General features: G+C 72.0%; 13 protein-coding genes. 9 read left to right on the forward strand and 4 right to left on the reverse strand.

Annotation, left to right across the window (positions count from 1 at the left end; translation table 11 throughout):
* The first annotated feature begins 150 nt into the window (after positions 1-150).
* Positions 151-1,326 carry a lipase/acyltransferase domain-containing protein gene (locus JNUCC0626_RS16375; RefSeq protein ID WP_394620618.1) on the forward strand — a complete coding sequence of 392 codons (1,176 nt, stop codon included), beginning with the start codon at positions 151-153 and terminating at the stop codon, positions 1,324-1,326.
* Between the two features lie 11 nt (positions 1,327-1,337).
* Here JNUCC0626_RS16375 and JNUCC0626_RS16380 read toward each other — a convergent pair whose 3' ends face one another.
* The 4 genes from JNUCC0626_RS16380 to JNUCC0626_RS16395 are packed head-to-tail and all read right to left on the reverse strand — an operon-like array spanning position 1,338 to position 5,488.
* Entirely contained in the window at positions 1,338-1,646 is a 309-nt protein-coding gene (locus JNUCC0626_RS16380; RefSeq protein ID WP_394620619.1) for an aldehyde dehydrogenase family protein, read from the reverse strand.
* Positions 1,647-1,678: 32 nt separating this feature from the next.
* Entirely contained in the window at positions 1,679-3,691 is a 2,013-nt protein-coding gene (locus JNUCC0626_RS16385) for an iron ABC transporter permease (protein ID WP_394620620.1), read from the reverse strand.
* Between the two features lie 2 nt (positions 3,692-3,693).
* On the reverse strand, positions 3,694-4,647 hold the full coding sequence (locus tag JNUCC0626_RS16390; protein WP_394620621.1) for an ABC transporter substrate-binding protein: 954 nt from the start codon (positions 4,645-4,647) through the stop codon (positions 3,694-3,696).
* Positions 4,648-4,669: 22 nt separating this feature from the next.
* A complete protein-coding gene (locus JNUCC0626_RS16395) occupies positions 4,670-5,488 on the reverse strand; it encodes an ABC transporter ATP-binding protein (RefSeq protein ID WP_394620622.1) in 819 nt (272 codons plus the stop codon).
* 184 nt (positions 5,489-5,672) lie between these two features.
* On the opposite strand from JNUCC0626_RS16395, the gene JNUCC0626_RS16400 reads away from it, so the two are divergent.
* The 8 genes from JNUCC0626_RS16400 to JNUCC0626_RS16435 all read left to right on the forward strand — a co-directional run bounded on the left by JNUCC0626_RS16400 (position 5,673) and on the right by JNUCC0626_RS16435 (position 18,579).
* A complete protein-coding gene (locus JNUCC0626_RS16400; protein ID WP_394620623.1) occupies positions 5,673-6,716 on the forward strand; it encodes a DUF1996 domain-containing protein in 1,044 nt (347 codons plus the stop codon).
* A complete protein-coding gene (locus JNUCC0626_RS16405) occupies positions 6,716-7,231 on the forward strand; it encodes a DUF305 domain-containing protein (protein WP_394620624.1) in 516 nt (171 codons plus the stop codon). Before JNUCC0626_RS16400 ends, JNUCC0626_RS16405 begins: the two co-directional genes overlap by 1 nt.
* Positions 7,232-7,377: 146 nt before the next feature.
* Complete coding sequence (locus JNUCC0626_RS16410) at positions 7,378-9,948, forward strand: helix-turn-helix transcriptional regulator (RefSeq protein ID WP_394620625.1); 2,571 nt, start codon at positions 7,378-7,380, stop codon at positions 9,946-9,948.
* Complete coding sequence (locus JNUCC0626_RS16415; protein ID WP_394620626.1) at positions 9,945-12,203, forward strand: helix-turn-helix transcriptional regulator; 2,259 nt, start codon at positions 9,945-9,947, stop codon at positions 12,201-12,203. Before JNUCC0626_RS16410 ends, JNUCC0626_RS16415 begins: the two co-directional genes overlap by 4 nt.
* A gap of 79 nt (positions 12,204-12,282) precedes the next feature.
* Positions 12,283-14,328, forward strand: coding sequence for a hypothetical protein (locus tag JNUCC0626_RS16420; protein ID WP_394620627.1), 2,046 nt, complete (start codon positions 12,283-12,285; stop codon positions 14,326-14,328).
* Positions 14,329-14,332: 4 nt separating this feature from the next.
* Positions 14,333-16,540: a helix-turn-helix transcriptional regulator gene (locus JNUCC0626_RS16425; RefSeq protein WP_394620628.1), complete on the forward strand. Its 2,208-nt coding sequence runs from the start codon at positions 14,333-14,335 to the stop codon at positions 16,538-16,540.
* A gap of 343 nt (positions 16,541-16,883) precedes the next feature.
* Positions 16,884-18,092, forward strand: a complete 1,209-nt coding sequence (locus tag JNUCC0626_RS16430; protein WP_394620629.1) for an MFS transporter — start codon at positions 16,884-16,886, stop codon at positions 18,090-18,092.
* Positions 18,093-18,264: 172 nt separating this feature from the next.
* Positions 18,265-18,579, forward strand: a complete 315-nt coding sequence (locus tag JNUCC0626_RS16435) for a LuxR C-terminal-related transcriptional regulator (protein ID WP_394620630.1) — start codon at positions 18,265-18,267, stop codon at positions 18,577-18,579.

The raw sequence follows: 18,579 nt of genomic DNA on the forward strand, positions 1-18,579 counted from the left end.
CTGATCCGGAATGGCACACCCGTCTGGGCGCCGTCTGCCGGTGCCATCGTCCGCGCGATCGGCACCCTCGGCCGCAGCCTCAACCGGCTGAAGCTGCCCGACGGGATCGGGGACGAGCACCCCGAGGACGGTGTCGAGCCTGGTGTGCTCATGCCGGACCTGCACGTCATCCCCGGCGTCTGGACGCCGATTCGCGGCTACACGGAGCTGCGCAAACGGTTGCGGGCGCTGGGGTTCAAGGAAGAGCTCGGCAACCTGTTGCCCATCGCGTACGACTGGCGACTGTCCAATCGGTACAACGCGCGGCGGGTGGCCACCATCGTCGAGCCTGCGCTTGAGCGGTGGCGGGCTGCCTCGCCGGACAACCGGGACGCGCGACTGGTGTTCGTTGCTCACTCGATGGGTGGGCTTGTTGCGCGGTGGTACGTCGAGCGTTGTGGTGGTGCTGAGGTCACTCGCAAGCTCGTGACGCTGGGTACGCCCTATCGCGGCTCTGCCAAAGCCTTGGTACAGCTGGTGAACGGTGTTCGGAAGGACTTTGGCCCACTCACCGCGGACCTCACCGCCTTCGCCCGCAGCATGCCCTCGCTGCATCAACTGCTTCCCACCTACGCCTGCGTCGACCGGCCGGAAGGGCTGGCCACGCTTGCCGAGGCCGGGTTGCCCGGGCTCGACGTCGGGATGGCCGCGGACGCGGGCGCGTTCCACGAAGAACTCGCTCGCGCCGAGGCTGGGCGGGCGGGCAGTTTGGCCATGACGCACGCCATCATCGGTGCGCGGCAGCCCACGGTCACGACCGTTCGCATTGTTGGTGGGCGGGCCGAAGGTCTGAACACCATCGAAGGGGACAACGACTTCGGTGACGGGACGGTCGCACTCGCCGGCGCTATCGGGCACGACCTGTCGATGGACACCAACGTCGTGAGTCGCGTCATCGACATTCATGGCAGTTTGCAGGCCAATCCGTATGCCCTCGACCAGATCGAGGAGGTGCTCACCACCGTTCCGGTCAGGCGTAGGGCACCGGCGACTGTGCCGGTTCAGGTCACCGTGCCGGACTTCGTGTTGGCCGGCGAGCACGTTCCGATCGCGGTTCAGTTGCCGGTGGAGACCCGGGACTCGGTCCTGGTCACCGTCGTCGACGAGCGAGGACAGTCGGTGTTCTCGCGCCGTCCGCCCAACCGCGGTGGGTTGCTCAGCACGGACGTGCCCGCGCTTCCGCCTGGTGGGTATGAGGTTCGGGTCACGGGGACCCGGCCCGGTTCACCTGTCACGCCGGTGACTGCCCCGGTGCTCGTGTGGGACCCCGCGGCCGGCGAACCGTGACGGCCCAAGCGTCAGATGCCGATGGCTCGTTGTTCGGTGAAGCTCAGGATTCCTTCTACGCCGCCGAGTTCGCGGCCGGTGCCGGACAGCTTGAAGCCGCCGTAGGGGGCTCGAAGTCGAAGTCGATTGCGCTGTTGACGGTGAGGGCGGCCTGCTCGGAGTCTGCGGGCCACGGCGACGGCTGCGGCTTTGTCGGTGCCGAAGACGGCTCCGGAGAGGCCGAACGGGGAGTCGTTGGCGATCTGAACGGCCTCGTCGACGGTGTCGTAGTCGATGATCGTGATGACTGGGCCGAAGATCTCCTCCTGGACCGTCCGCACGCTGCTGGACGGCCTGCGTCCCCGGAACTGAGTCAGGTGCGCGTGCGCCAGAGCACCAGGACGAAGTAGGGCGTGCCGATCAGGGCGATGACCAGGCCCGCGGGGATCTGCGCGGGAGCGATCACGGTGCGTCCGAGGGTGTCGGCGGCGCTGACCAGGATCGCGCCGATCGCCGCGGCCACCGGGACGACGCGGGCGTGCCGGCCGCCCACCAGGGAACGGGCCAGGTGTGGCGCGATGAGGCCGACGAAGGCCACCACGCCGATCGCGGCCACGGCCGTCGACGCGAGGACGCCGCACGCGGCGAGGATCACCAGGCGGGAGCGTTCCAGGGGCAGGCCGAGCAGGCGCGGGGTGTCGTCGTCGATGGTGTGCAGGTCGAGTTCGCGGTGCCGGGACCACAGCAGCGGCACCAGGATCGCGAGCGCGAGCAGGCCCGGTACGACCTGGTCGAGCGTCCGGCCGTAGGTGGAGCCGGAGAGCCAGGTGAGCGCCTTGGCCGTGTTCCACGGGTCGGAGGTCACGATGATCAACGTGATCAGCGCCATCCCGCCGGACCACAGGCCGATGCCGATGATCACCAGCCGGTCGGAGTCCAGGCCCGACCGCCAGGCCAGGACGTAGACCAGCACGAACGCCAGCGCGGCGCCCGCTCCGGCCGCGCCCGCGATCTGCCACGCGCCGGCCAGCGGCACGAAGGTGATCAGGCCGATCGCGCCGAGTCCCGCACCGGCGGTGATGCCGAGCAGGCCGGGTTCGGCGAGGGGGTTGCGGCTCACCGCCTGGATGCCGCAGCCGGACACCGCCAGCGCCGCACCGGCGGTCAGCGCGGCGAGGACGCGCGGCAGGCGTTGGTCGAGCACGAACGTCAGCGCGGTGCCGGTGCGGCCGGACAGCCAGTTCGCGAGGTCGCCGAACAGCACCAGCCGGTCACCCAGCAGCATGCCGACGAGTGGCGCGGCCACCAGCAACGCCGCGACGGCGGCACCCGTGACGACGAGACGCCGACGTGATCCGGCCACGCCGACACGGCCCGCCGGTGCCTGCCTGCGGGTGCCGCCCGGCCGGCTGCGACGGGCCAGCCACACCAGCACGACCGCGCCGACGACCGTGGTGATCACGCCGGTCGGCACGCGCAGTGCGGCGGCGGACCCCATCACGGCGCGCAGCACCACGTCCGCGCCGAGCACCAGCACGACGCCCAGAAGTCCGGACAGGGGAAGCAGAACGCGATGGCGGCCACCGGCGGACATGAGCAGGCGGGTGATCACCGGCGCGCAGAGGCCCACGAACCCGACAGGTCCGGCCACCGTCACCGCCGCAGCGGTGAGCGCCACGGTCAGCAGCACCGCGCCGACACGGGTGCGGCGCACGTTCAGGCCGAGGACGGTCGCGTTGTCGTCGCCCAGCGCGAGGACGTCCAGCGACCGGCTCATGGCCAGCAACGCGATGATCGCCGCGAGCACGATCGGCGCCATCTGGGCGGTGGCGTCGAGGTTCGCGACGCTCAGCGAGCCGCTCCCCCACGCGAACATGCCCGCCGTTTCCTGTTCGTAGAACAGCAGGAGCAGGATCGTGATGGACTGCAACGCCAGCGTCACGGCCGAGCCGACCAGGACCAGGCGCGGGGTCGCCGACGCCGCACCGGACAGGCCCAGCACCACGGCCGCGGCGGCCAATGCCCCGACGAACGCCGTCGCACCGGCGGGCAACGTCGGCAGCGTCACGCCGAACGCGGACACCGCGACGACCGCCAGGTAGGCACCGGCGTTCACGGCGAGCGTGTCCGGTGCCGCCAACGGGTTGCGCGCCACGGACTGCATGCCCGCACCGGCGACACCGAGTGCCACGCCGAGCAGCAGAGCGGTGAGCAGCCGCGGCATCCGGGAGCCGGTCAGGACGGCGTAGGTCTGCTCGTCACCGGCTCCGACGACGGCGCGCAGCACGTCGAGGACGCCGGTGTCGGCAGTGCCCTGGGTGAGGTGGACGGCGGCGAGCAGTGCGATCAGCACCACGCTCGCCGCCGCGACGACGACGTTGCGCACGGTCAGGCGACGGCTTTCACGATCTGGTCGGCGATGTGCCCGACGGACTTCGGACCACCGAACGTCCAGGTGCCCGGCTCCAGCTTGTGGACCTTCTTGGCCACCACGAAGGGAAGTCGCTGCCACACCGGGTTCTGGGCGAGGCCGGTGGTGAACACGTCGTCCTCCGACGCGCTGTAGAACAGCACGGTGTTCGGGTCGGTCAGCGCGGTCAGCCCCTCGACGTCGGTCTGGCCGAGACCCCACTGCGGGTCGACCTGCCCGGTCCACGCGTTCTTGAGCCCCAACTGTTCCGCGGTGTCGGAGACCAGGGATCCCTTGCCGAACGGCCGGATGCTGACGGTGCTGCCCTCGAGCCAGCCGTCGGCCATGAAGAACGGTGTGCCCGCCTTGGCCGCCAACGCCTTCTTGCCGTCGGCCAGCTTGGTGTCCATTTCGGACAGCAGCTTGTCCGCCTCCGCCGTCTTGCCCACGGCCTGCGCGATCATCTTCAGGTCCTCGCGCAACCGGTCGAAGTTGCGGGCGGCGTCACTGGACTTCGTGACCACGACCGGCACGTACTTCTCCAGCTGCGGCACCACGGTCGAGTCGCGTTCGGCCGCCATGATCACGACCTCCGGGTTGAGCGCGACGATCGCGTCCACGCTCGGTTCGCCGCGCTTGCCGACGTCCTTGACCGAGGCGTCGAGCGGAACGGCCGTGGCCCACGTCTTGTAACCGGCCGTGTCTGCGACTCCGACGGGCATCACGCCCAGCGACGCGACCATCTCGGCCTCGCCCCACTCGAGCACGACGACGCGCTTCGCGGCGGACTTCAACTCCACCGCCTTGCCGCGCGAGTCGGTGACCGTGACCGGGCCACCCGTGTTCTCACTGGGCTGGTTTTGCGGTGTTTCCGTTGTACCGCAAGCGGTCAGAGCGATCGCGACGACCGCGACCAGGACGGGGAAACGCATGACGAGCCTTCCGAGTAGTGGTTCAGACGCGCGGGGTGTGCCGGCCGACGGGGCGGCAGTGCAGGGTTCCGGTGACCGGGTCGTCCGCGACGTGCACGACCACGCCGTACGCCTCGGTCAGGTGCTCGGCCGTGAGCACCTCCTTGACCGCGCCGGCGGCGAGGGCCCGCCCTTCCGCCAGCAGGACGACGCGGTCGGCGATGATCGCCGCGTGGTCGAGGTCGTGCAGCACGACCCCGACGGCGACGCCGTGGTCGTCGGCGAGATCGCGCACGACGTCGAGGATCTCGACCTGGTAGCGCAGGTCGAGGTGGTTGGTCGGCTCGTCGAGCAGCAGCACGGACGTCTCCTGGGCCAGGCACGACGCGAGCCACACCCGTTGCAGTTCGCCACCGGACAGCTCGTCCACGCCGCGACCGGCCATCTCCGCGACACCGGTCATCGCCATCGCCTTGGTGACGGCGGCCTTGCCGTCCGGGTCGGTGCCCCGCCAGCCCTGGCGGTACGGGTGGCGCCCGTAGCCCACGACGTCCTCGACCGACACCCCCGAAGGCGTCGGCCGCTGCTGGGTGAGCAACGTGACCTGGCGCGCGAACTCCTTGCCCGACAACGGGGAACCGCGCCAGACGGTGCGCTCGCCGAGGTGCACCTCGCCGACCTTCGGCCGGTGCAGGCGGGCGAGCGACCGCAGGATCGTCGACTTGCCGGACCCGTTGGGGCCGACGAGCGCCGTGACGGTGCCCGGCGTGAGCTCGACCGACACACCGTGCACGACCTCGTGCTCCTGGTGTGCCAGCACCAGGGCCCGCCCGGCCAGCACGTCACCTTCACCCGTCGACATGAGGGGAGCCTAACCTAAGTGCACATCTCCGGAAGCCACCGGAACTGAGCGGTAGGTCACGGCACTCCACTCAGGACGGGAAACTCGTCGCGGAGTTTCTGTTATCTCCTGGTGACCTGGGCATCTCCTGAGCAGAAGACACCGGACCGGCCTGTGCCGGTTCGCCCTGCCCGGAAGGAAGTCAATGCCCCTCGTCCCCAGTTCACGGGTGCGGCGTCGCGTGTGGATCGCCGCGCTCGCCGTGGCGGGTGTCGCGGCCTCCGCCGTGACCGCGAACGCGATGTTCTTCACCCCGCCCGCGATTCCTCACGCCGATCAGGCGTTCTCGACCACCGTCGTGCCGCCCTCGCTCGCGAGCACGACGACGACCAGCACGGCGGCAGCGCCCGCCGTGACGTCCTCGGCGCCGGCCGAGACCACGCAGGCCGCCGTCGCACCGGTCCGGCCGCAGGAACCGATTCCGCCGAACGCCGTGCGCGTGGCGGAGTTCGTCGCGGAGTGTCCTTTCACGCACCGGCTTCCCGACGACCCGATCGTGCTGCCCAACCTGCCCGGCGCCTCGCACATGCACAGCTTCTTCGGCAACGACTCCACGAACGCCCGCTCGGACGTGGGCAGCCTGGAGAAGGGGCGCAGCAGCTGCAACCCCAAGGCCGACCTGTCGTCGTACTGGGTGCCCACGCTGCTGGTCGACGGCCAGCCCGTCGAGCCGACCGGCACCACGTTCTACTACCTCGGCGAGGGTGTGCGCGACGACGTGACGGCGCGCATTCAGCCGTTGCCGCACGGGTTGCGCATCGTCGCGGGCAACGCCAAGGCGACCGCGCCGGACGGCTCCACGATGTCGCGGTGGTCGTGTCTGCACGCAGGCCACGTCGGCGCGTCCAAGGACTTCGTGAACTGCCCGTCCGGCACGATGATGGAGTCCTATTTGGACTTCCCGCAGTGCTGGAACGGCAAGGACCTCGACTCCGCCGACCACAAGAGCCACATGGCGTACCCGGTCAACGCCGAGTGCCCCGCCACGCACCCGGTGCCCGTGCCGAAGTTGCGGCAGGTGCTGCGGTACCCGGTCAGCGGTGACCCGGCGCGGTTCAAGTTGTCGTCCGGGCCCGGGTTCACCATGCACGGCGACTTCTTCAACGTGTGGCCGGAAGCCGAGATGGCGCAACGGGTACGTGACTGCATCAACCGGATCGTCAAGTGCGGGCCGGACGGACGCCCGTAGTGCGAGCACTCCTCATCGCGGCACTCCTCGCGGTGACGGCCTGTGGTGCCCCGGCCGCAGCTCCGGCCGGGGCACCACCGGTCACGTTGTCCGCCACCGATCTGGCGTTCGCGGACCTGCTGATCCCGCAGAACGAGTCCGCACTCGCCGCGCTCGCCCTCACCGCGAGCCGTCCGGACTCGGCGTTGCGACCGTTGGCGGGGAAGGTGGAAGCGCTCTACCGGAACGAGCTGACCCAGGTGCGGGCGGTGCTCGCGGAGGCGGGCAAGCCGGAGAGCGACCAGCACGACGGGCACGACATGCCCGGCATGATCACGGCCGCCGAACTGGCCGCCGCCGCGCACGCGGACCCGGCCGCCTTCGACGGGCAGCTGGCGGCGTTGCTGCGCGGCCAGTTCGAGGAGGCACGCACGGTGGCTCGCGCGGAACGGGAGGCGGGCACGAGTGCGGCGCTGCTGGAGTTGAGCTCGCGCATCGACCGCACGCGGGCGGAGTTCCTCGCGGAACTGGGCTGACGGCGGGGCCGCTGTCCGTTCCGGGAATTTTGTTCCCCCTCGCGGAGCTTGCGTCACTCGTATTGGTTACGGAAAGGTGCCGATCGAACGCGAATCGTGACATGGCGAAGTGGCTCGGGCCTCGTCCGAGTGATCGGGGAGCGGCTGTGACTGACCTGGTCGGTCGAGAGGTGGAGTGCGAGAGCCTGGTCCGGCTGGCGGTGGTCGGCCGGCACGAGGGCGTGCGCCTGGCGTTCGTGCGCGGGTCGCGCGGGGCGGGCAAGAGCACTCTGCTGGCCGCCGTGCGGGACGAGCTCGCAGCTCACGACGTGACGGTGTGGTGGGGTGCGCCGGACGTCGAGGTGGGCGACTACGCGGCGTTGTCCGAGTTGCACCGGATCGCCGTGGAGCTGATGGCGCAACGGCCGCTCGTCGTGCTCCTCGACGACGTGGACGCCGTGACGTCGCGATGGGTCGGGTTCCTGGTGCGGCGGGCCGCCGAGCTGCCGTTGGTGGTGGTGCTGGCCGGCGCGGCTGACCCGGTCCGCGCGGAACTCGCCGAACTCGGGCCCGTGACGGTGGTGGATCTCGCGCCGCTGGCCGGGGCCGACGTGCTGGAGGTCGTCGAGCGGGCGTTCGATTCCCCGGTCGCTCCGGCGTTCGCGCTGGCGTGCGAACGAGCGAGCGGCGGGAACCCCTTGCTGCTGCGGAGGTTGCTGGACGCACTGGCCGAGCGGCAGGTGCGACCGGACGCGCGCGGGGTCGAGGTGGCCGGTGAGATCGGGCGGCGGATGGCGACCGGGTGTCTGCCGCACCTGCTGGAGGAACCCCACGTGCCGGAGGTGGCTCGGGCCATCGCGGTGCTCGGGACGGCCGACGCCCGGACCGTGGGGCGGTTGCTGAGACTGCCGGAGCCGTTCGTCGCCGGGGCGGTGGACTCGTTGCGGCGCAGGGACGTGCTGGCCGGGTCGGCGTTCCGGCACGAGGACGTCTCCGGGGCCGTGCTGTCGGCCGTGCCCACGGCCGCGCTGGCGGAGTTGCGGCGGCGGGCCGCCGTGCTGCTGGCCGACGAGGGGCGGCCGGTCGAGGAGGTCGCGGGGCAGCTCGTGTGGTTGCCGGAGTTGCCCGAGGCGTGGATGTGGTGTGCGTTGCGGGAAGCGGCGGCCGCGGCGGTGCGGCGCGGGGACCTGGACACGGCCGAGCGGTATCTGACGCGGGTGCTCGAGCAGGTGCCGGACCACGCGGCCGCGGTGGTGGAACTGGCCGACGTGCTGGTCCTGATGGGCGCCGACGTGGCGGTCCCCCGGCTCGCCGAGGTGGTCGACCAGCTCTCCGACATCGGCGAGAAGGTGCGGATCCTGTGCCGGGTGGGACTGCTCGCCGTGGCGGGCACGTGGTGCGAGAACGCGTTCGAACGGCTCGCGCTGATCATGGACCAGGGCGAGGCGGCCGGGGTCGACGACGAGTTGCTGCCGCAGGTGCACGCGGTGCTGCTCACGGTCGGGCTGGGTGAGCGGGACAGCACGGCGCGGGTGCTCGAACGGTACCGCCTGTCGTCGCGGCGGGTGGCCGACACCGCGTCCGGGCGCCTGGTCGCCGGGGTGGCCGCCCAGGCGGAGATGCTGGCCGGTGAGTCCGTCGCGGAGACCGTGGCGCTGGCCCGGCTGGGACTGCTGCCGGGGCCGATGGCGCACGCCGGGCCCGCGGTGACGGCGGCCGCGGTGCTCGGGGTGTGCGGGGCGTCGGCCGAGGGGCTGGCCGCGCTGGACCGGGTGATCGGCACGGCGGGATCGCTCGACGCGGTGGCGCTCGCGACCAAGGCCGGGCTGCTGGAACGGATCGGGGACATCGCGCAGGCCCACGCCGTGGCGCGGAGTGCGTTCGAGGTCGCGGAACCGGCGGAGGTCTCGCTGCTCTGCGCGGCCATGGCCTCGGTGCTGCTCAAGCGCGGCGAACTCGCCGAGGCCGAGGTGTACCTCGACCGGGCCGGGGAGCCCAGGTTCGGCTGGACGTACGGGCCGGTGATGATCCACAAGGCGACCGCGCGACGGGCCCGCGGTGACCTCCACGGCGCGGTGGACCTGCTGCTGGAGTGCGGGCGGCAGCTGATGGACGCGGGCGTGCACAACCCGGTGTGGGCTCCCTGGTGGCTCGACGCCGCGTGCCTGCTGGTGCGGCTGGAACTGCGGGAGGAGGCCGCCGACCTCGCCGCGTACGGGGTGCGGTGCGCGCAACGGTGGGACACCCCTGAGGCGACGGGGCTCAGCCTGATGGCGAGCGGCGTGGCGGCCGGGGGCGAGGCGGCGGTCGCGTTGCTGGAGAGCGCGATCACGGAACTGGCCGAGACGTCCGCACGGCCGTTGCACGCGCGCGCCGTGCGGTTGCTGGGCGAGTCGCTGCTGGCGGACGGCGATGCGAAGGGCGCGCGCGAACACCTGCGGGCCGCGGTCAACCTGTCCCTCCGGCTCGGTGACCGGGCGGCGGCACAGGAGGCGCGGGACCTGCTCGTGCTCGCCGGTGGCCGCATGCCGAAGCTGGGCGCGCGACCCGCGGACGCGTTGAGCGGGCAGGAACGGCGGGTGGCCGAACTCGCCGCCGCGGGCGCCACCAACCGGGAGATCGCCGGCGAGCTGTTCGTCACGCTGCGCACCGTCGAAAGCCACCTGTCCAACGTGTACCGCAAGCTCGGGGTGGAGTTGCGGGCGGACCTCGAGACCAGCCTGCGCACCACGGCATGACCGGGCTCGACGTCATCGCGGCGGCGCTCAGGTCCGGCACCGGGTCGCTCGTGGTGGTGCGGGGACCGTTGGGGTGCGGGCGTTCCGCGGTGCTCAAGGACGCGCGCGGGCTCGCGGAAGGGCTCGGCCTCCCGGCGCTGCGGGCGTGGGGGGCGAGGCAGGAGAAGGACTTCCCGTTCGGGGTGGTCCGTCAGCTCACCGGCGGAGCGGACGACCTGCCCGCCGCCGCCGGCCTGATCTGCGTGGACGACCTGCAGTGGGCGGACGACGAGTCGTTGCGGGTGCTGGCGCGGGCGGCGGGCCGGATCCGGGCGGTGCTGGTGGTCTGCGTGCGCGACGGCGACGTGGGTTCCGACTCGGTGCTGGTGGAGGAGGTCGTCCGGCAGGCCGATCACGTGGTGGCGCTGCGGCCTCCGCACCTCGACGAGAACGCGCGGCCGAAGGTCGTCGCCTGTCTGCGGGCACAACCGGCGCGGGTGCGGGCCGTGCTGGACGCGATGGCGGTCCTGGGTGACGACGCGGACGCCCGGTCGATCGCGGCACTCGCCGGGGTGGACGAGGTCGGGTGCGCGACCGCGGTACGGGCGTTGGACCTGCTCGGGCTCGTCGACCGGTGGGCGTTCCTGTTCACGCACGACGTCGTGCGGGAGGCGGTCGAGGAGACGATGGCGCCCGCCGACCGTGCGCGGTTGCAGGCCGGGGCGGTCCGGCTGCTGCACGACGCGGGCGCGCCGGCCGAGGTCGTGGCCGGGCGGTTGCTGGCGATCACGTCCGCGCAGGGGTGGTGGGCCGTGGAGGTGCTGCGGCTCGCGGCGGAGGTGGCGTTGCGGCGGGGTGCGCCGGAGGTCGCGGTCGAGTACCTGCGGCGGGCGGTGCTCGAACAGCCGGAGCCGGGCCCGCGGCGGGCGGCGTTGCTCACCGACCTCGCCACCGCCGAACGGGGTGTCGACGGCGCGGCGGCCGTGGCGCACCTGGCGATGGCGGCGCGGACGGTGCCCGGTCTGCGGGAACGGGCGGCGATCGTCGCCCGGTTCGTGCCGGGAGCGCTGGCCGAGGCTCCTGCGGCGGTGCGGGAACTCGTCGAGGGCGTCGAGGAGGAACTGCGCGCGGCACCGCACGACGACGTGCTGCGGGACCTCGCGCTGCGGATCTCGGCGCGGTCGCACCACGCGCATTGCCTGGCCCCGCGCGGGGCCTGCTTCGACCGGCTCGACGAGACCTTCCCCGCGACGAGCGCCGGCCGTGAGGTGCGGGCGGCGCGGCTGCACTGCGCGACGATCAGGTCGGTGTGGCGGGCGGACGACGTCGCGGCGGCGGCTCGACGGCTGCTGGCCGAGACGCCCGCGGCCTCCGATCACGTCCACACGCCGATCGCGAGCCTGGTGACGACGTTGTGCGCGGCCGGGGCGGTGGACCTCGCGGCCGGGTGGCTGGCCGAACGCGCAGGAGTCCTCGTCGAGGCCGAGCAGGTGCTGGTGCACCTGCACAGCGGCCGGATCACGGCGGCGCGCGCTCTTGCGGAGAGCGTTCTCACCAGCCCGTGGCTCGCGCCCGAGGTGCTGGTGACGCTCGCCTCGCTCGCTTGCGACACGCAGGACGACAGGCTCGTGCACCGGCTGGTCCCGCTGCTGGAGCACCGCGCGCACGTACCGGCGGTGTCGGTGGCGCACCGGATGCTGTGCGGCGCGGCCGGGGTGGCGGCCGTGGACCTGCGCGCGGCGCTCGCCTCGTTCCGCGAGGCCGGGTGCCAGGCGGAGGACCTCGGCTGGCGCAACCCCGTGCTGTTCGGGTGGCGGACGGAGGCGGCACGGGTGCTGTGGCGGCTCGGCGACGTCGCCCAGGCCCGTGACCTGGCGGCCGAACAGCACGCGCTCGCGACGGAGTGGGGTGCGGCGGCCGGGATCGGCAAGGCGTTGTGCCACCTCGGTTCGATGACCGGCGGGCAGGCCGGTGTCACGATGCTGCGCCAGGCCGTGGCAGTGCTGGAGGAGGCGGGCAACCGGTTCGAGCTGGCCAGGGCGTGGTGGCAGCTGGAACGGCGGACGGCGGACCGGCAGCGCGACAGTGGTCCCGCTCTCACCGGGGCGCAGCAACGGGTCGTGGAACTCGCGCTGGCCGGTCGGTCCAACCAGGAGATCGCCGAGCACATGCGGGTCGGCGTGCGGGTCGTCGAGAAACACCTGACGAACGCTTACCGAAAGCTCGGCGTCCAGGGCCGCGGTGAGCTGTCGACGGCCCTCGCCCACCTGACCTGACATCGTTGACGTGTCACTGAGCTCGCAATAGCCTCACGTCCGTGACCAGCGATCTGCCTCAGCAGGCCCGAACTCCCGCGTGAGCAGGAGGATCACCGAACAGGAACTCGTCACCGAACTCGACCGAGGTCTGCGTCGCGGTGGCGGTGCCGTGTTCGAGGTGACCGGGCCGCCGGGATCCGGTCGCACGGCGGTGCTGCGGCGCGTCGCCCGGCACATGACCGGTGCCCGCGTGGTCACCGCCCGCACCTCGCCGTTCGAGTCCGATGTGGACGGTTCGGTGCACCGCCTGGTCACCGCGGATCTCACGGCCGGGCCCCTCTTGCTCGTGCTCGACGACGCGCAGTGGCTGGACTCGACCTCCAGCGGACTGCTGCGGGCGTTGCTGCGCAGGATTCACCGCTTCCCGGTCGCGGTGGTGCTGTCCACCGCCGGGCTCGGCACGCCGGCCGAGGAGGTGCTCGCGGGGGTCGCCGAGGACGGCGCGATCACCACGCCACCCTGGTACGTGGTCCGGCTGCCCGAGCCCGCCACCGACGAGGACCTGGTCGCGCGCACCCTGCACCTGCTGCCGTCGCGGGACCTCGAGGTGTTGCGGGCGTTGGCGGTGTGCGGCTCACGGTCGTTGGCCCGGGAGCTCACTTCGGTCGAGGACCTCGACCAGGTGCTCGCCCGGGCGCAGTTCCTCGGCCTGGTCAGCGGTGACCAGTTGGCCGGTGGGGTCGCTCGTGCCGTGCTCGCGGGGATGAGCGGGGAACAGCGTGACGAGTTGCGGGCGCGGGCGGCGGTGCTCGCGCATCGTGCCGCGCTGGGGTTCTCGCGGGTGAGCGCGATCCTGCTCGACGCTCCCCCCACCGGGACGGCGTGGGCTCTGCCGGTGTTGCGGCGTGAGGCTGCGGTGCGGGCGTTGGACCAGCCCGCGGTGGCGGCGCGGTTGCTGGCCAGGGCGGTGCGTGAGTCGGTGTCCGAGGCTGCTCGGGCGGATCTTCTGGTGCGGCTGGCGTTGTGCGAGCTCGACGAGGCACCGGAGGCTGCGGATCGGCGGCTTGCGTCGGTGCTGCACCTGGGTGGGGCCTCGGTGGCGGGCGCTCGGGTGCGGGCGGCGGACGTGCTGGCGTGCCGGGAGCGGTTCGGTGCGTCTCGGCGGGCCTTGGAGAGTGCGCTCTCACGTCCTGAGGTGGGCTCGGAGGAGCGGGCGGTGTTGACGGCGCTCTGCTGGTACGTGGAGAGCGTCGAGCCCGGCGAGCTGGGAGTGCCTCGGGACCCGACCGTGCCGGCAGACCCTGCCGGCCAAGGGGTGACGGCCTGGTTGCTGGCGCGTGGCGCGAACAGCGAGGCGGTGGCGCTGGCGGAACGGGCGCTGGCGGTGCGTGGGCCTGGGCCGTTCACGCCTCGGCTGGTGGCGGCTGACGTGCTGTCCTGGGCCGCGCGGTACGAGAGCGCTCTCGCCGGGGTCGGGGCCGTGCTGGTGGACGCTCGGCGGTGCGGTGCTCGGGTGGCGGTCGCCGAGGCGATGTTGTTGCGGTGTGCGGTGCTGCTGCGGCAGGGGCGGGTGGTCGAGGCGGCGGAGGATCTGGCCGGGGTGGAGGCGGAACTGCCTCGGCGCAGCTGGTCGCCGCTGTTCGTCGCTCGGCACCTGGTGCTGGAGGTGGTGCTGCTGCTCGCGGCCGGGATGGTGGAGGAGGCACGCCTCGCGCTGGCCCGCGGGACCGTGGAGGGCGGGCCCGAGCTGGGCCGCGAGGCGGTCGAGGGCGGGCACGGATTTGGGCGGGCGTGGACGTTGTTCGCGCACGGGCTGGTTGCGCTGGTGACCGAGCCTGCGAGCGCGGCCGCGGTGTTCGTCGAGTGCGGGCGGCAGCTGCGGGACGTCGGGGTGGTCAGCAACGCGGTGTTGCCGTGGCGGTTGCTGGCGGCGATGAGTTGCCGGGCCGCCGGTGAGGTGGAGCGGGCCGAGGTGTTGATCGGCGAGGCCTGCGAGTTGGCCGGTCGGTGGGGGTTTCCGCAGATCGTCGAGGACACGCTCGGGTTCGTGGAGGTCGTGCGCGCGATGCCTGTCGGGGAGGGTGCGCGGCCGTTTGTGGAGCGGTTCTTCCCGTCGTACCTCAATCGGCCTCCTCATGGGTGAGGTGGTGTCCGGCAGAGCGGCCGGGGCGGAGCACCTCGCGACGGCGCTGCGGGCCGGGGTCGGCTCGTTCGTGACGGTTCGGGGGCCCATGGGCTCGGGGAAGTCGGAACTGCTGCGGGGTGTTGCCGCGCAGGCCGGTGGGGTGGTCGTGCTGCGCGCCAGCGGTGATCCCGCTGAGCGCGGCTGGGACTACGGGGTGGTGGAGCAGCTTCGGCCCGTGCCGGACGGGTTCGTCGTCGTGCTGGTGGACGATCTGCAGTGGGCGGATCCGTCGTCGGTGCGGTGGTTGATCGGGCTTGCCTCGCGGGCGCTCGTGGTGGCGGCGCTCAGGGAGGGCGAACCCGGTGCCGGTGCGTTGCCCGGGTCGGTAGTGCGGTTGCCCGCGTTGCCGTCGGTGGTGTGGTCGGCGCGGCGGGTGGCTGAGTGCATGCGGCGGCAACCCGAGTCGGTGCGGGACGTGGCGCGGGCGGTGGCTGTGCTCGGGCGGCATGCCGAGGTCGAGCTGGTCAGTGCGTTGACCGGGCTGGACGAGGGCGTGTGCGGGTCGGCGGTGCGGACGTTGCGGGCGCTCGGGTTCGTGACGGCGCAGGGACGTCCGCAGTTCGTGGCGCAGGCCGTGGCGGACGCTGTCGTCTTGGAAAGCGCCGACGACTGTCATCGGGCGGCCGCCGTGTTGTTGCACGAGCGGGGACGGCCGGTCGCGCACGTCGCGGACCATCTCGTCGCTTCCGGGGCGCCGCTGGACGAGTGGGCCGTCGAGGTGTTGCGGGAGGCAGCGCGAACCGGGCCGAACGCGGTCACCTACCTGCGGCGGGCCGTCGTGGGGCCAGGGCGGGCCGCGACGCTGGTCGACCTCGCGGTCGCCGAGTGCGGGACGAACACGCTGCTCGCCTTGCAGCACCTGTGTTACGCGGTCGAGTTGCTGCCGGCGGGGCGCGCGCGAGCTGAAGCTGTGCTGAAGATTCCCGTCACGGCACTCGGCACCGCGCTGCCCCTCGTGCGGGACGTCCTCGACGACGTCGGGCGGGATGTGCGCGAGCCCGACCTGGTGGTGCGCCTCGAAGCACGCGCGCGGTACGCCGGGCACACCGATCCCTCCGAGCTCGTCGACGCCACCGCGAGGCTGAAGGCGGTCGGGCCGGACAGCGACGCGGAACGGGAACTGCTCGCGGTGCTCGCGCACTCGGCGACGTTGCAGGCCCGCACCCCCGCGCACGAGATCGCCGCGCTGGCCGAGCACCTGCTCGCCCGCTCGCCGACGGCCGAGATGACGCGTCTGCTCGTGAAGGTCCTGTGCGCGGCCGACTCCCCGCCCGCAGCCGTCACCGACGGGCTGGTGGCGGCCCACGTCGGAGACCTCGCCGAAGCGCGACGGCTGACCGCACGAGCGCTGGACGGGCCGGTCGGCCAGGACGCCCTGCTCGACCTCGCCGCGGTGGCGCTCAAGCTCCAGGACGAGCAGCTGTGCGCACGGCTGCTGGCCGCCGTTCCGTCCGAAGTGGACAACCCGGGGACCGCCGCCGCACTCGACCTGGTGCGCGGCGCCGACGCGGCCGCCAGGGGCGACTCCCCCGGTGGCCTGCGGCTGCTGCTCGACGCGGGCGCGCGGCTGGACCGGCTGGGCTGGCGCAACGTCGTGCTCTTCCCGTGGCGCACGGCGGCGGCCCGGCTGCACCAGCAGCTCGGGAACGTCGACGCGGCCAGGATTCTCGCCGAGGAGAACCTCGAACGCGCGCTCGAGTGGGGTGCCCCGGCGGGGATCGGGCGGGCGCGCAGGGTGCTCGGCGGACTGACCGACGGCGCCGAGAGCCTGGACCTGTTGCAGTCGGCTATGGATGCGCTCTCACAATCGGCCAACCGGGTAGAACTCGCCCGCACCCACCTGACACTGGGACTGCGCCTGCGGGAACGCTCCGGGCCGGCCGCCGCCGCGCATCTCCAGGCGTGCCACGACATCGCGCTCACCTGCGGAGATCATCGTCTGGCCAGGCAGGCGGCCACGCACCTGCGCGGGGACGTCCGCCGCGCGGACCTCACCCGCACCGAACGGAAAGTCGTCGCGCTGGCCGCTCAGGGCCGGTCGAACCAGGAGATCGCGGAAGCGCTCTCAGTGGGCACGCGGACGGTGGAGAAACACCTGACGAACTCGTACCGCAAGCTCGGCGTGGTGAGCAGGGCCGACCTGGCGAGTGCGTTCAACCACCCGTTTTAAACTTGCCTTAAGACTCGAAATGCCCGAGATTGTGACCGGGAAGCGCCCGAGTCGGCTCGGAGTGTGTTTGAATTCCGTCCGGTCTGCAAAGGCAACTGTTTCGCTTGCGAAGCAAGGCGCGGGCCGCATCTCAACTGGCCCGTACCTTCCGTCGGTGTCCTGTCGCCCTTACCGCACCCGAACCCCTGCGGGACCACAGTATTAGCGGTGTGCGCCGGTCTGCGGTTGACCGCCGGCGGAGGTCTTTCGTAGCGTCGGACGAGGCCGGGGAATTGTCAGTCCGCCGGTGGCCAAAGGCGAGTATCCGTCCTTTTTGGACAATGACAGGAATGGACTGGTTCGCGTGAATGGTTCCAACCGGTGGGTGGTGCTCATCGGCTCGTTCGTCGCGTACATGTTCGACGCGCTGGAGATCCTGCTGCTGTCGTTCGCACTCCCCGTGATCCGGGCTGATCTGCAACTCACGACCACGCAGGGCGGCCTGCTCGCCACGGCCACGTTGCTCGGCATCGGCGTGAGCAGCGTGACCGTCGGCTGGCTCGCCGACAACTACGGCCGCAAGCGGGCGCTGATGCTGTCGCTCGCGGTGTTCGGCGTGTTCACCGCGGCGATCGCGGTGGTGCCGACCTTCACGTTGTTCGTGGCGCTGCGGTTCCTCGCGGGCATGGGTCTCGGCGGCGTGTGGGGTGTGGTGTCGGCGTACGTGGTCGAGACCTGGCCCGCCGCGCAACGGGGCCGGGCCGTCGCGTTCGTGCTGAGCTCCTTCCCCGTCGGCGGCATCGTCGCCGCAGTGATGTCGGGCGCGCTGCTGCCGGACTGGCGCCTGCTGTTCTTCCTCGGCGGCGCCGGCGTGGTGATCCCGCTGCTGATCGTCGGGCTGTTCTTCCGCGAGTCGGCCGAGTGGGCCCAGCAGAAGACCACGCCGGTGAAGGTGAGCGAGATCTTCTCCCCCGAACTGCGCAGGCGCACGACGCTCGGCGTGATCGTGACCAGCTTCGCGATGTTCGGGGCGTGGGGCGCGTCCACGTGGCTGCCCACCTACCTCCAGGGCGACAAGGGCATCCCCGCCACCACGGTCGCGTTGTTCCTGACGGTGCTCAACATCGGCATGTTCGTGGGCTACAACGTCTTCGGCATCATCGCCGACCGGATCGGCCGCAAGAACGCGCTGGTCCTGTCGCTCGCCGGGGTCGCGGTCACCCTGCCGCTGTACGTGGTGGCGGCCGACCAGACGGCGCTGCTGTGGCTGGGCCCGCTGTTCGCGTTCTTCGCGGCCTACGCGGGCATCTTCGGGGCGTACCTCGGCGAGCTGTTCCCGACGCGGGTGCGCACGACCGGCGCCGGCTTCTGCTTCAACATCGGCCGTGGCGTGTCGGCGTTCGCGCCACTCACGCTGGGCGCGCTGGCGGCCGGGTCGGGCTTCGGCGCGGGTCTGCTGGTGTGCGCGGGTTTCATGGCCTGCGCCGCGATCGTGATGACCTTCCTGCCCGACCTGCGGGAGAAGGCCGCGGTGCGAACACCGGCGGGAGGTGCGGCTCCCGCGGCGTCCTGACACGGTCACTCCGGTTCGCGGGCCCGCCACGGGTGGGCCCGCGAACCTGGCAGGCACGACACCGCGTCGCGCGCTGCCAACGTTGTCACCGCCGCCCGCACAAGTTGTTCCACTGTGGACACAAGACTGAATCCCCTTTCCGGTCAGAGCTGTACGGGAATGGACGGGTGCCATGTACTCCGGGCAGAAGAACTGCGAACCCCACTCGGGCTGCGTCCGCAAGCACGAACCGCACGACCCGGTCGGCTGTCTGATGCTGAGCTCCACCCAGGCGAGGATCCTGGAAGGCGTCGCGGCCGGGTTCTCCAGCGGGCGGTTGTCGCGGGAGCTGTACCTCAGTTCGAAGACCATCGACTACCACGTGCGCGTGCTGTCCGACAAGCTCCAGGCACCGAACCGGGTCGCGTTGATCTCGCGGGCGTTCGTGCTGGAAATCCTGCGCACGGACTCGTGGCCCCCGCGGGTCGCGGTGGAAACCGTGGACTGA

It is taken from the genome of Lentzea sp. JNUCC 0626, assembly GCF_043632865.1.
In the GTDB taxonomy this organism is placed as follows: Bacteria; Actinomycetota; Actinomycetes; order Mycobacteriales; family Pseudonocardiaceae; genus Lentzea.

Bases quoted from the DNA above. Each gene is read 5' to 3' on its own strand.
- JNUCC0626_RS16415 (WP_394620626.1), top strand. From the start codon at position 9,945: ATGACCGGGCTCGACGTCATCGCGGCGGCGCTCAGGTCCGGCACCGGG.
- JNUCC0626_RS16375 (WP_394620618.1), top strand. From the start codon at position 151: ATGCCGGACCTGCACGTCATCCCCGGCGTCTGGACGCCGATTCGCGGC.
- JNUCC0626_RS16395 (WP_394620622.1), bottom strand. From the start codon at position 5,488: ATGTCGACGGGTGAAGGTGACGTGCTGGCCGGGCGGGCCCTGGTGCTG.
- JNUCC0626_RS16390 (WP_394620621.1), bottom strand. From the start codon at position 4,647: ATGCGTTTCCCCGTCCTGGTCGCGGTCGTCGCGATCGCTCTGACCGCT.
- JNUCC0626_RS16400 (WP_394620623.1), top strand. From the start codon at position 5,673: ATGCCCCTCGTCCCCAGTTCACGGGTGCGGCGTCGCGTGTGGATCGCC.
- JNUCC0626_RS16435 (WP_394620630.1), top strand. From the start codon at position 18,265: ATGTACTCCGGGCAGAAGAACTGCGAACCCCACTCGGGCTGCGTCCGC.